The following is a 13,844-nucleotide window of genomic DNA, read 5'->3' as shown; positions in this document are numbered from 1 at the left end:
AGTTTCGAACCTAAATCCGTTGTATCTTGATCTTGCTGGATGTTAGGGTCTTGCAAAAAATAATAATAAATGTTTACCATAACTTTATATTTAAGAACATTCATTAAAAAATAAAAGAAATAGTCTAAAGATGAAAATTATTATTTTTTGTTTTGGCTATATTTACGTAAAGAATTATTAATTATGCACGAAGATTTGAAATATTGGTACTTACGTGATCATAAATTATTTAGAACACTAAGCTCTTCACAAATCAAGCAATTGTGCGTTATTACAGGTTTTAAAAAAGCATCAAAAGGCGAAATTATTTATTTTTCATCTTCGGACTTGCCCCGGGTTTTTTTACTTAAAAAGGGCAATATTAAGATTGTTACTATTGATGATAAAGGCAATGAAACTATAAAAGACATTATAAAAAAAGGAGATTTATTCGGCGAATTGGCTTTAGAAGCGGATAATAAAGTCGAAGAATGCGCAAAAGCTCTTTCAGATGATGTTGCCATTTGCAGTTTTTTAATTTCTGATTTTGAAAATTTGCTGTTAAGAAATCCGACATTGGCACTCTCATACACGAAATTTGTGGGTTTGAAAATGAAGCGTATCAAGAATAGTTATGCCAATTTAATTTCAAAAGATGCCAAAACCAGATTGTATCAGTTCCTGAAAGATTGGGCAGAGCAGGAGGGAATTCAAAACGGAAATACAGTGGTAATTGAAAATTATTTGACCCAAAATGATATTGCCCAAGTCATTTGTACTTCCAGACAAACTGCTGCGCAATTATTGAATGAAATGGAGGCGAATCATCTTTTAAGCTATAATAGAAAAGAAATTATCATTAGCGATATTACTAAATTGCAATTATTTTAGTCTAAATGTAAATTAGCCGACATTTTGCTTTTTCATAATACAATAATTTTGCATCATCTAAAAAGATGTAAAACCATACACTATGAAAAAGTTACTTTTTATGTTTGTAGTAACCCTCACATGGGTTGCTAATGCCCAGAATGAGATTCCTAAATCTGAGAATGATATTGCTCCGTTATTAATAGGAGAGAAGATTCCAAATATTACTTTAAAATCGTCTGAAAATACAGATGTACAAATTTCAGATTTGTTTAAAAAGAAAAAGACAGTTCTGGTTTTTTATCGCGGGGGGTGGTGTCCGTTTTGCAATATTCATTTGCAGGCGCTGGCTGAGTCCGAAAAACAAATTCTGGATTTAGGGTATCAAATTATTGCTGTAAGTCCTGATTCTGCTGAAAATTTGAAAATTACTGAAGAAAAAGACAACTTAAAATACACCTTGCTTTCTGATTCAAAAGGAGAACTCATAAAAGCAGTGGGAATTGCTTTTGAAGCTCCGCAAAAGTACGAAACGGTAATTAAAGTACATTCTAAAGGGATCAATACTAGTTTTTTACCAGTGCCGTCCGTTTTTGTTTTAAATACTGAGAGCGTGATACTTTTTGAATATGTTTCTCCTGATTTTAAACAACGGATAACAGCGGAATTACTTGTTTCAGTATTAAAAAATTTAAAATAAAAAAAGATAAAAAGGCTGGTATTAAATTTCGTAGACAATTGACAGTAATTGATTGATTCTTTCTTTTATGTCAAGTAACTGACAATTACCAACAAAAGAAGGTGTTGTTTTGAATATTATAAAATAAAAATTAATATTATGATGAATTTAAATCAAATTGCATACGGAATTGGCGTCATAGGGACGGTAATTATTTTGATTTGGGTAGGGCTTTTTAAATTTACAGCCATAGAAGCGAGTGCTATAAAAGATTTAGTCGAAAACCATTTTGCAATGGGTTGGATGTATAAAGTAATGTCTGTACAAACAGTTTCTAATATTATAGGAACTTTTGAAGTTCTAACTGGAATAGGTTTACTACTTTCTTTTTTTTATAAAAAAGTCGGAATGTATGCTGGTTTTGCATCGGGAGTTATATTTGTTACAACTTTGAGTTTTTTGATTACTACTCCAGAAGTTTTTAAGATGGTTGAAGGTTTTCCTATAACAGATTTTTTCATCTTAAAAGATATTCCGTACTTGGCAATTTCGATAATGGTTTTTTCAAAAAGTAGAGGCTAAAAATAGTATTAATGGACGTAAATTAGACAAAATATTACGGTTATTAGTTATTTACCGTACATAATTTTTGTTCATGAAATTTCCATTTGAGCGGATAATTGCTGTCTTCAGCTTTGTATAAATTGTATGAGGTGTTTGTGATTTCGAATTTCCTCTATTGCATAAATTTAAATTACTTGTGAAAGATTGAAATAAGACAATGCATGTTGCGTATTTTCTTCAAAATAAAAATATTTAAGTGTTTTTAATATTGAAGAATTCACTAACGGATTAAATTTATAAAATCACCACTTAGCTCTTCATAAACCAGTTGTGATAATACTGCAGGTCCGGTATTAAAATTTTACTGTCTGTTTATTGTTTCTAATTTTATGTAAAATTGAAAGATTTCTAATCAAAATTAAAAGCTTTGTTTTACATTCGTTTATACCTTCGTTTTCTTTAAAATACGCCCTCACAAGAAAAAACATAAGGATTAAATGATAAAATATATAAAGAGTTTAGATAGCATATTTGAAATTATCCTTCTAATGATAATTGTAGAAAGTCTTTTGAATATTAATTGGTTTTTCAATCCCGTATTCGATTCCTATTATGCACTTTGTCTGCTTTTCCTTATTTTTATTATCTTTACCCTTATAGCAATAACTATAGGGTCTGTTCGACTATATTTAAACCTACCAGCATTTTATCTGGGATTATGGTGTTTATATATTTTACTACGTCATGCTACTTCTAAACTTGATTTGGATACATTTCTGATCTATATGAGTATAAATTTTTTATTAATAGTTGGTGCAATGCCTGTTTTAAATATGCCGATCTTTAAATTAAAGCAATTGGTAATAATTACAAATCAGAAATCAGAAACATTGACAAAAAGCGGATCAAATATCGGCGCTATCAGAATTTATAATCAATGTTCATTTTCTAAAATAGTGATCCGGATGACTGCTGCAAAGAACATTGTCGAATAAGATTATCGTTTTATCAAGTGGGGAACTTTAAATGGATTGGGGTTAAAAAAAAATGAATCTGCCAGGCGAAAGTTATGTGGAATAGAGGTGTTGTATACATGCTGGGAAAGGAAAAGATGATTAATTCTGGGATTACTACGTTTAAATCATTTTGTTCCTTAGTAGCATAATGCACTTTAAGTACTAATAATAGATTTGTGCCCGACAGATGCCAGAGAACCATTACTAGCTAGTAATCTATTGTATTAGCTTTTTCTTTTGCCTTTTAAGCATAAAATAAAAAGAAAGATAAATGCATGCAGAAAAGAAATTTGGAACAGTTTTTTTATCAAACCAAACAGCACAAATAAATATAAATAGAAAGACCATGGGAAAAGCTGATTTCAATATCAAAGTTTCCCGACTTATTAATATAAAATCCACATAAAATGCATTCAAAACTTTTTAAAACCTGTTTCGTGGTGATGATACTTTTTATCGGGAAGGCTACTAGTCAGGAAGTAATTACGGTATCAACTGAAAATACAGCTCTTGTACTGCAAACAGACAAAGACAGCTCATTATTGGCTACCTACCTTGGGAAAAAACTTAAAAATACAGATGAATATGCTGTCATCAATTCGCTGGATAAGTTTAAGGTGGGTAATGATGATTTGTTTAACAAGCGGGAAGCTTATGTGGCATCGGGCTCGCTTAACCTGATGGAGCCTGCCTTGTCTGTAACCCACAGCGATGGGAATAAATCAGCAGTGTTGCAGTATGTGAGTCACGAAGTAAAAAAAATTGATGATAACCAGACGTTGACCACTATTGTGTTGAAAGATACTAGGTACAAATTCCAGGTTACCTTATTTTACAAGGCCTATTATAAAGAAGATGTAATTGAGCAATGGTCTGAAATAGAACATAAGGAAAAGGGTAATGTTGTGTTGAATAAATATGCTTCTGCCAACCTTACGCTTCAGGGGAAAAAGTTTTTCCTTAAAAATCATTACAGTGGTTGGGGCCGGGAGATGCTCTCGGAAGAACAGCAGTTACTGCACGGTATCCGCACACTCGATTCAAAGCTTGGTACACGCAGCAACCTTTTGCATTCATCCTCTTTTATGATATCCATCAACAAGCCAGCAGAGGAAACAGAAGGTGAAGTAATTGCCGGTTCATTGGAATGGTCTGGTAACTTTAAAATTGATTTTGAAACCTTTGATGAATACTATTTGCGGGTAACAGCAGGCATCAATAATTTTTCATCAAACTACACATTAAAATCATCTGAGAAGTTCACCACACCACGTTTTGTTTACACGTATTCTGATGAAGGTAAAGGCAGGGCCAGCCGTAATCTGCAACGCTGGGCCAGAACCTATCAATTGGCGCAAGGCAGTGGCCAACGCCAAACCATATTAAACAATTGGGAAACTACTTATTTCGACTTCAATGACGAAAAGCTGAACGAGCTCACTAAAGATACAAAGAAACTAGGAGTGGATGTTTTTCTGTTAGACGACGGGTGGTTCGGTAATAAATATCCTCGTAACGGCGCCTCAGCAGGACTGGGTGACTGGCAGTATAATAAACAAAAACTCAAGAATGGTATCAGCTCCATAGGGAAGGAAGCTACTGCCCATGGCGTAAAGTTTGGTATATGGATAGAACCCGAAATGGTGAATCCTAAAAGCGAATTGTATGAAAAAAATCCTGACTGGATCATCAGGCAACCGGGTGTAAAAGAATTTTATATGCGCAACCAACTTGTGCTTGATCTTACTAATCCAGCGGTTCAGGATTTTGTGTACAACACTGTGGAGCAATTGTTCAAAGAAGTGCCTGAATTGGCGTTCATCAAATGGGATTGTAATTCGCTTATCTACAATGCCCACTCACCATTCTTAAAAAACCAGGATCACTTTTATATTGAATATGTTCGTGGTTTAAACAAAGTATTGGAAAGAGTAAGAGCCAAATATCAAAAAATACCCATGATGCTTTGTGCAGGTGGTGGCTCAAGAGTTGATTATGCTGCGCTGCAGTACTTCACAGAGTTTTGGCCAAGTGATAATACCAATCCGTTCGATAGAATATTTATGCAATGGGAATATTCGTATTATTTCCCTTCTATTGCTGTGGATAATCATGTAACGGATATGGGTAAACAACCCATCAAGTTTAGAACAGATGTTGCCATGATGGGCAAGCTGGGTTTCGACATTCGTGTAAATGAATTAGATGCTAATGATTTATTGTATGCGCAAAATGCAGTGAAGCTGTATAATGGAATTAAAGATATCATTTGGCATGGCGATCAATACAGGCTGCAAAATCCACATGAGGAAAAAGTAGCGTCAATGGCTTATGTAAAGGAGAATCAAGAGGAGGCAATTGTGTTCAACTATTATGTAGCCACTACATTCAATACCACAATTGGATTGCCTATTAAAATGCAGGGACTCGACCCAAAAAAACAATATAGAATTGAAGAAGTAAATCTTTATCCCGGAACACAGTCACCCATTGATAGCTCCAAGATTTATTCGGGAGATTTCCTGATGAAGGTTGGTTTTAATCCTGAAGCTAATGCCAAAAGAACCAGTGTGATCTTGCGGGTGAAGGTTGTGAATTAAGTTGTTTTTTATTTGTTAAATCAGAAAATAAGCTGATTGGTACGAATGATTAATTGTTGAAAAAACACAATGAAAAACTAAAAATTTGCAATATTTAGGCCAAATAAAAAATAATTAAAATGAACCAACGAGTTTTATTATCAGTGATTGTTCTCGTAGGGCTTTATAATAAATTAGAAAGTTATTTTTACGAGGCTACGTAGTCTTAATTATAATTTTGGTGAAGCTTTCACTTTGTACGGTAAGTATGCAACTACCTAATCGGTTTGTTAAGGATTTTTATGAAATTATCTACATTAATTATAATCAATTGTTTTTACTTGAGAATATTTTAATAAAGTATGTTTATTTAATTAATACTTTTTTATAGGGTAAATAAAAGATGTAAGGATGATTTTATTTAGAACTAAAAATGTGTTTTTGTTTGATTAAAATTATTTTAGAGGCAATTAAAAATATTGTTCAGATATATCTTATCACAATCGACCATGCCTATCTTTTATTACGGTTCTTTTTCAATCCAGTCTTCACTTGTATCTACTGTCTGGCAAGTGGTTTCATTATTTAGAACCGATGAAGGCCAAATCCGCCCACAGCTTTCATAGATAGTTGCATTCATTTTAAATTATTTATATTTTTCTAATACTTTATATTTTTCTGGACCAGTTTGAAAATTTGGGAGGGATAATAAAGGTATCTCAAGCTCCGAAGCCATAATGCGGGTTTTAATGATATGCATCACAGAATCCCAAAAGCCATATTTTTGAGGGGTAATTACTAAAAGATCAGCATTGTAATTTTCAATTTCCTGTTTAATTTCCCTAATTACTGTATTTGATTGAATATTTTTGTAAACCAACTTAATTGCCATATCTGATTTTTTATTCTCTACACCTAATAGGTATTGTTCCTTTATTAGTTCTGGCAGCCTTTGATTAAGATCAAAAATTTCCACTTCTGTTTTTAGTGCTTCTACTTTCTGGGCAAACCATCCTAAACTTTGAATAGGAGACAAACCCTCACGATCTAAAGCAAAAAGTATTTTTTTTAAGTTTACAAAACGGGCATTTATCGGAACTGCCAAAACTGGAATATTTACATTCTTTATTATTGATGTTGTGGCATTACCCATTAAATCCTGTTGGAGTGAGCAATCTGCCATTCCCATTATAACAAGTTCTGCGTTGGTATCGTGAATTAAGGCAAGAAGCTGCTCTTCCAAAAAGGAATAACTGCAGAAACAATCTACCTCAATGGCAAACAAATGGGACAGTTCCCTGCCAATTGTTTCGAGCCTCAGCGATGCCGCATCAAGCTCTTTCTGTATTGCTTCGGCGGAGATTCTGGAATTTGCACTATGTATGGATATTGAAAAGGAATTAAAAAGAATAAGTTTTGCACCGGTAGCTTTTGCGAATCCGGCAGCGTAGCTAATTGCATTATTTGCCTTACCAGAAAAATTGGTAGCGGCAATTATTGAACGGGATAAAGTCATAAAAAAAAAGTTAGATTAAATGTTGCTATCGTATTAACTCTAAAGCGATTATTTCTCCATGGTTCAAAACATTGCTCCTAAGGCGGGGAAAGCAGTATTTCTGGCCCGATTCGGCTGAGAATTCCATGTAAAAAAAACCTGTTTATATAGGATAAAAACTTAAACCTATCCGATAACATTATTTGGTCTTCAAGAGCAAAATCTAATTGTCTAAAGTAAAGCGCTGCGGTTATGTCGGGGTCAAGAGATTTCCTGTAATAACCTTCAAAAATGCCCTGCTTGAGGTTTTGAATAAAAAAGGGGAGGCATTTTTTGGTTTTTGATTCCAGAATCAATTGATGTATTTTTGGATAAAACTTCACAAGGTCTTTTCTGAAAATCGGCGTAAATACAGTAGTATTACGCTGCATGAAATTAAAAAAACTTATAAGCTGAGTTGGTGCGTCAGGTGTTATACTTTTGAGTTTATCAATATGGTTTTCTGTATTTAGCAGTGCCATTTTTACAATATCATATACAATAGTTTCTTTGTCCGTGAAATACTGGTAGAATGTTTTTTTAGAAATACCACAATGATGGCAGATCAGGTCTATAGATGTTTTCTTAATTCCATTTTTGGCAAAAAGCATTGAAGCGGTGCTTATTATGTCATGTGATTTGCTTTTCAAAACTTCAAGTATTAAAATTTTAGTTTAGAGCTAAAGATAATGTGATATTAAGGCAAGGCTAATTGTCAGTCTAAAACGAAGTTGTTTATACAATTCTTTAATAAAAAGTTAATTCATAGCCTGGATTGATGTATTTGCGGTTTTATAAAGCACTGATTAGTAAAACCTGTAAAGAGTGGGCTTGAATACAAATCCCACACGAAGCATTCCCCGTTCGGATTTAAAATCGATAAGACTCTCGCTGTAGCCCTGCCACCACTGGAGTGTAATGAGCTGATTGGCTTTTTTTGTTAATCGATAACTGATTCCTGTATTAATACTTCCTTTAAAATCCCAGTCAGCACCTTTTCTTACTGTTAAATCAAAAAACAACCTGTCTTTGTTTACGGCCCATTGTAGATGTGCTTCGCCATAACCTATATATTTTGGTAAAGACGGATTATTATCAATCAAAAAAGGCACCCATGCTTTTACGCTTACAATTAATTGGGGAGAAAAAAATCTTGTAAACTCTATAGATACTGTATTTAAACTTCGGGAATAAATACTGTCACGACCATTAGATTCATGTTCTATTGCAAATGTTAGCACACCGAAAAATTGGTTTTCCCGAAATACAGGTTTCAATAGCATTAATCCGGGATTATAATTACTTTCTTCGAAGGGACTAGAGGCTTTATATACTTTCCAGAAAGATTTTTGTGTGTAAGTAAGATAAGGATAAGCACCTAAAATTGAAGGTTTATTAGATAAGCGGTGCTTGAAGCTAAGCTGAAATTTGGCATCTATTGTGTTCCTTGTTGGACGTTCTGCTAAATTTATGCCAGTAACAAAATAATTATCTTTATAGATTGAAAAAGCAGGTAGCTTCGTTATAATTTTTTCTATAGAATCTCTTTCAACTGGAAATTGGGCATATCCCAAAAAAGAAGTTAATAATAGTGTATAAATGCAGATAAGTTTCATATAATAAAATAAATATAGATCAGTAATGAAGCAGGTAAAAAGGCCTGATTATGGTCAATGTGAGTCTAATTCACGCTTATTTGATCAAAGTTCGAATTCATTTGATAGTTACTAAGACCATCTCCAGGTGATGCGGTCCATCACGTATGGTTTTTTTGTCATAGGTACAAATAGTTAAAGGCAGCAAGGGTTGATCAGGGGGGGCATTGCACGGTTATAAAAAACGCCATGAAACTAAAAGTCTCACAGCGTCTTCAACTTAAAAAAAATAAATAATTAATTAATGGGTATTATTTCCAACCTCCGCCTAGTGCACGATACAACTCGGTACTGGCAGAACGTTGCGCTCTTTTTATGTCTGCAAGTTCTAACTGGCTTTGCAATAAATTGGATTGCGCAGTTAGCACTTCAAGGTATTCAGCCATACCATTTTTGAATAACAAATTGGCATTTTTAATGGCTTGCTGCAAGGTTTGTACACGTTGTTGTAAAAAGGATTCCTGCTGTTGCAGTTTTTCTACTTTTACCAAAGCATCCGAAACTTCACTAACGGCTACCAAAACAGATTGTCTAAAACTTAAAACCGCTTTTTCTCTTTCGGCAAGGGAAATATTGTATTGTGTTCTTAGCTTTTTATTGTTCAGTAATGGTTGGGTCAGACCTCCGGCAACAGTCCCGAACAATGAAGCGGGAAGATTGAACCAATTGTTGGTTTCAAATGAATTTACGCCGCCTTCAGCGGTAATTCTAAGGGCTGGATATAAATCAGCTTTTGTGATTCCTACGTTTGCATTGGCAATTTTAAGGGCTAATTCAGCGCTTTTAACATCGGGTCTTCTGCTTACTAATGAAGACGGTATTCCGACTGCTTTATTGTTTTTGACATCAATAGTACTCAAACGAACACTTCTGGTTTTTGAATTTGGAAAAGACCCTGTGAGTACACTCAAAGCATTTTCCTGAATGGCAATGTTTTGTTCTAATAACGGAATCAATTGCGCAGCGTTTAATTTCTGTGCTTCTGATTGTTGAATCGCTAATGAAGTTACCTGTCCAGCATCATATTTTAATTTGATAATATTTGTTGTACTATCATTTAATTTATAGTTCTGTTTGGCAATTTCTAATTGCGCATCTAACATCAAAAGATTGTAATATCCTTTAGAAACATTAGCAACTATTGTAGTCTGCAATGCTTTTTTTACTTCTTCTGACTGAAGGTATCCGGCAAAAGCGCCTTTTTTCTGATTGCGGATTTTTCCCCAAATGTCCGCTTCCCAGGAAAGTGTAGCTCCGGCAGAGTAATCATTAATGTAATTTTGACCTAATGCCTGGCCTAAATTCTTTCCTGTAAAACTATTGTCAGAGGGATTACTGGTACTGGCACTTACAGATAAATTAACCTGCGGAACATTTCCCCATTTTGATTGTGTGAATCTGTATTGTGCGATTTCGATGTTTTTCTGAGCAATTTGCAAATCATTGTTTCGGACAACTGCACTATCGATCAATTGAATAATATCTTTTTCTGTAAAGAAATTTTTCCACTCCAAATCTCCAATACTCGTTGTATCTTTTGAAACCGATGCACTCCTGAAATTTTCAGGAAATGCATCTTTTGGAGTTTCAATATCCTTGGAAACCTTACAGGATATTATAGTGGTGATCAAAATGGCGATCATCACGATTTTGGTTATATACTTTTTCATTTTATATGTTGTCATTAAATTTCTGTACAAGTATCTTTTCTGTTATCAAGATCTTTATAGATTTTATAGGATATGTATCCAATGCCGGCAATGATGGCTAAAAGGATTGCTGTTATATAATTTTCCATTTTTATTTTTCTTCGTTATGAATTACGGCTACTGGTTTTCCAGAAACCTTTTCTTGTAAATGCTGGAAGATGATAAATAAAACAGGTATAATAAATAAACCAAGTATTACTCCTGAAATCATACCTCCTGCAGCTCCAATACTAATCGAGTGGTTACCCTGAGCTGATGGTCCTGTGGCGCTCATCATCGGGATTAATCCCACAATAAAGGCCAGTGAGGTCATGATAATTGGTCTTAGACGTAGTTTGGCTGCATCTATTGAGGCTCTTACTAGTTCCTGACCTGATTTTCGTTTTTGGACGGCGAACTCGACAATCAAAATTGCATTCTTGGCGAGCAGTCCAATTAACATTACCAATGCAACTTGTACATAAATGTTGTTTTCGATTCCGGTTAATCCAATAGCTACGAATACTCCAAAAATACCTACAGGGATAGATAAGATTACGGCCAAAGGCAAAATGTAACTTTCATACTGTGCGGCAAGTAAGAAATAGATGAATATCAAACACAGTAAGAAAATCGTTGCCGATTGACCTCCGGACGAAATCTCTTCACGAGTTTGTCCTGAAAACTCAAAACCATAACCCGCAGGTAATTGTTGTGCTGCAACTTCTTCGATTGCTTTAATTGCATCTCCGGAACTAAATCCAGGTTTCGGAATTGCATTAATCGAAATCGAATTAAACAAGTTGTATCTCGAAGCGGTTTCAGAACCATAAATACGGGTTAGTTTTACCAAGGTATTTATGGGTACCATTTCGCCATTTTTGTTTTTCACAAAAACTCTGTCGATCGATGATGGATCAGCTCTGTCAGCAATATCTGCCTGAACAACAACTCTGTAATATTTACCAAATCGGTTAAAGTCGGATGCTTGCGCACTACCAAAATAAGCTTGCATCGTTTGCAGAATATCTTTTACTTTAACGCCTAATTGATCTGCTTTTTCATCATTGATATCCAATTGCAATTGAGGATAATCGGCTTTGAAAGTGGTAAATGCTACTGCAATTTCCGGACGTTTCATTAATTCTCCGATGAAGTTTTGAGAGATTCCACTAAATTTATCCAACTTACCACCGGTTTTATCCTGAAGTACTAAATCTAAAGCTTCAACGTTACTAAATCCGGGAACGGTTGGGAAACTAAATACAAAGAAACTTCCACCGGAAATAGCACCTAATTTGCCACGAATTAGATTCATAATTTCGTCGATATTTTTAATATCACCACGCTCTTCATTAGGTTTTAACAATACGAAAACAATAGATGAAGACGGGCTTGTAGAATTGGTCAACAAGTTAAAACCTGAAACTGCTGTTACAAATCGTGATGCATCCAAACTTCTTAAAGTATTTTCAGCCTGAGTCATTACTTTTTGAGTTCCGTCAAGAGATGTTCCTGATGGTGTGTTTACTGCAATGGCAATAAATCCTTGATCTTCAGTTGGGATAAATCCTGCAGGAGTTGTTTTAACCATTACTATAGTAGCTACAGTGATTAAAGCCAAACCACCAATGCTTAACCATTTTCTACGTATTAAAAAATTCAAACCTCCAACATAACGGTTGGTTAATGACTCAAAACTACTATTGAATCCGTTGAAGAATTTCTCTTTAAACCCTTGTTTTACGTATAGTGTATCTCCGTTTGCTTCATGATTGTCTTTTAAGAACAAAGCGGCTAGGGCAGGACTTAAAGTCAAAGCGTTTACTGCTGAAATTACAATTGCAATTGCCATTGTAAAGGCAAACTGACGGTAGAAAACTCCTGTTGAGCCTTCCATAAAACCAACCGGCAGGAATACCGCAGCCATTACCAAAGTAATCGAAATAATTGCACCCGTTATTTCGTGCATCGCTTCGTGTGTTGCCACTTTTGGAGATAAGTGTTTGTGTTCCATTTTAGCATGGACAGCCTCGACGACGACAATTGCATCATCGACCACAATACCAATTGCTAAAATTAAAGCAAATAAGGTCAATAAGTTAATTGAGAATCCAAATAACTGCATGAAAAAGAACGTTCCTAAAATTGCAACAGGAACCGCAATTGCCGGAATTAAGGTTGATCTAAAATCCTGAAGGAATATAAATACTACGATGAATACCAATATAAACGCTTCAATTAAAGTATGCTTAACTTGTTCAATCGATTGATCCAAAGAAACTTTTGTACTATAGAAAATATTGTGTTTTACTCCTGTAGGGAAATCTTTAGAAGCCTTAACCATTAATTTGTTAATGGCAACCTGAATATCATTAGAGTTAGAACCTGCTAACTGGATAATACCAATTACAACTCCTTTTTTACCATTCAAACGTGTTAAACTGTTATAAGAATAAGCACCAAGCTCCACTCTGGCTACATCTTTAAGACGAAGTACTGAACCATCTGCATTAGAGCGAATGGCAATGTTTTGATAATCTTCGGGTTTGGTTAATTTCCCTTTGTATTTAATTATATATTCAAAAACTTCTGTACTTCTTTCTCCAAATTTCCCTGGAGCAGCCTCTAAACTTTTGTCCTGAATCGCTGCCATTACTTCGTTAGGAGTAACTTTATAAGTTGACATTTGCGTTGGATTTAACCATACACGCATCGAGTAATCTTGTACACCACCTAAAAGAGTGACAGCACCAACTCCGGGAATACGTTTAATTTCCGGTATTACATTAATTTGAGCATAATTGGTAACAAAAGTCTGATCGTATTTTGACTCATCTTCGGTAAACATACCAATGGCCATGATAAAACTGTTTTGTTGTTTAGCAGTAGTTACACCTTGTTGTACCACCTCTGCCGGTAATTGGCTTGTTGCCTGAGCAACTCTGTTTTGCACGTTAACGGCAGCCTGATCTGCATTAGTTCCTAGTTTAAAGAAAACCGTGATAGCAAGAGACCCGTCGTTACTGGCTGTAGAGCTCATATAAGTCATGTTCTCAACACCGTTTATAGCCTCTTCCAGAGAGGGGGCAACAGAACGTAAAACCGTTTCTGCGTTAGCTCCCGGATAAGTCGCCGTTACCAAAACCGATGGTGGTGCAATATCAGGAAACTGTTGTAAGGGCAACTTCGTAAGACCAAGTATACCTAATATTACCAACAAAATGGAAATAACAGTTGCCAGTACAGGTCTTTGTATAAATATTTTGAACATTTTCGT

At 34.8% G+C, this 13,844-nt stretch carries 9 protein-coding genes; 4 read left to right on the top strand and 5 right to left on the bottom strand.

The window, feature by feature from the left end; translation table 11 throughout:
* Positions 1-183: 183 nt before the first annotated feature.
* The 4 genes from LPB88_RS22925 (at position 184) to LPB88_RS22910 (ending at position 5,708) form a co-directional block, all read left to right on the top strand.
* Positions 184-870: a Crp/Fnr family transcriptional regulator gene (locus LPB88_RS22925; RefSeq protein ID WP_230717989.1), complete on the top strand. Its 687-nt coding sequence runs from the start codon at positions 184-186 to the stop codon at positions 868-870.
* Positions 871-952: 82 nt separating this feature from the next.
* Complete coding sequence (locus LPB88_RS22920) at positions 953-1,549, top strand: peroxiredoxin-like family protein (RefSeq protein WP_230717988.1); 597 nt, start codon at positions 953-955, stop codon at positions 1,547-1,549.
* A gap of 138 nt (positions 1,550-1,687) precedes the next feature.
* Complete coding sequence (locus LPB88_RS22915; RefSeq protein WP_230717987.1) at positions 1,688-2,110, top strand: DUF417 family protein; 423 nt, start codon at positions 1,688-1,690, stop codon at positions 2,108-2,110.
* A gap of 1,405 nt (positions 2,111-3,515) precedes the next feature.
* Positions 3,516-5,708 carry an alpha-galactosidase gene (locus LPB88_RS22910; protein ID WP_230717986.1) on the top strand — a complete coding sequence of 731 codons (2,193 nt, stop codon included), beginning with the start codon at positions 3,516-3,518 and terminating at the stop codon, positions 5,706-5,708.
* A 625-nt stretch (positions 5,709-6,333) separates the two neighbouring features.
* Here the strand turns inward: LPB88_RS22910 and LPB88_RS22905 are convergent.
* From LPB88_RS22905 to LPB88_RS22885, 5 genes are all read right to left on the bottom strand, one after another.
* Positions 6,334-7,203 carry a universal stress protein gene (locus tag LPB88_RS22905; RefSeq protein ID WP_230717985.1) on the bottom strand — a complete coding sequence of 290 codons (870 nt, stop codon included), beginning with the start codon at positions 7,201-7,203 and terminating at the stop codon, positions 6,334-6,336.
* Between the two features lie 77 nt (positions 7,204-7,280).
* Complete coding sequence (locus LPB88_RS22900; protein ID WP_230717984.1) at positions 7,281-7,871, bottom strand: TetR/AcrR family transcriptional regulator; 591 nt, start codon at positions 7,869-7,871, stop codon at positions 7,281-7,283.
* 156 nt (positions 7,872-8,027) lie between these two features.
* Positions 8,028-8,837 (bottom strand): phospholipase A, encoded by an 810-nt coding sequence (locus tag LPB88_RS22895; RefSeq protein WP_230717983.1) that lies wholly within the window; start codon positions 8,835-8,837, stop codon positions 8,028-8,030.
* Positions 8,838-9,127: 290 nt separating this feature from the next.
* Positions 9,128-10,546, bottom strand: coding sequence for a TolC family protein (locus LPB88_RS22890; protein ID WP_230717982.1), 1,419 nt, complete (start codon positions 10,544-10,546; stop codon positions 9,128-9,130).
* A gap of 130 nt (positions 10,547-10,676) precedes the next feature.
* Positions 10,677-13,838, bottom strand: coding sequence for an efflux RND transporter permease subunit (locus LPB88_RS22885; RefSeq protein ID WP_230717981.1), 3,162 nt, complete (start codon positions 13,836-13,838; stop codon positions 10,677-10,679).
* Between the last annotated feature and the right edge of the window lie 6 nt (positions 13,839-13,844).

Source organism: Flavobacterium sp. JAS (assembly GCF_020991455.1).
Taxonomy (GTDB): Bacteria; Bacteroidota; Bacteroidia; order Flavobacteriales; family Flavobacteriaceae; genus Flavobacterium.
The sequence above is the reverse complement of the archived record's forward strand: the minus strand, read 5'-3'. Positions and strand labels throughout refer to the sequence as shown.

What these genes read in the sequence shown, in the direction of transcription:
- LPB88_RS22925 (WP_230717989.1), top strand. Translation starts at nt 184, where the DNA reads ATGCACGAAGATTTGAAATATTGGTACTTACGTGATCATAAATTATTT.
- LPB88_RS22920 (WP_230717988.1), top strand. Translation starts at nt 953, where the DNA reads ATGAAAAAGTTACTTTTTATGTTTGTAGTAACCCTCACATGGGTTGCT.
- LPB88_RS22915 (WP_230717987.1), top strand. Translation starts at nt 1,688, where the DNA reads ATGATGAATTTAAATCAAATTGCATACGGAATTGGCGTCATAGGGACG.
- LPB88_RS22910 (WP_230717986.1), top strand. Translation starts at nt 3,516, where the DNA reads ATGCATTCAAAACTTTTTAAAACCTGTTTCGTGGTGATGATACTTTTT.
- LPB88_RS22905 (WP_230717985.1), bottom strand. Translation starts at nt 7,203, where the DNA reads ATGACTTTATCCCGTTCAATAATTGCCGCTACCAATTTTTCTGGTAAG.
- LPB88_RS22895 (WP_230717983.1), bottom strand. Translation starts at nt 8,837, where the DNA reads ATGAAACTTATCTGCATTTATACACTATTATTAACTTCTTTTTTGGGA.
- LPB88_RS22890 (WP_230717982.1), bottom strand. Translation starts at nt 10,546, where the DNA reads ATGAAAAAGTATATAACCAAAATCGTGATGATCGCCATTTTGATCACC.
- LPB88_RS22885 (WP_230717981.1), bottom strand. Translation starts at nt 13,838, where the DNA reads ATGTTCAAAATATTTATACAAAGACCTGTACTGGCAACTGTTATTTCC.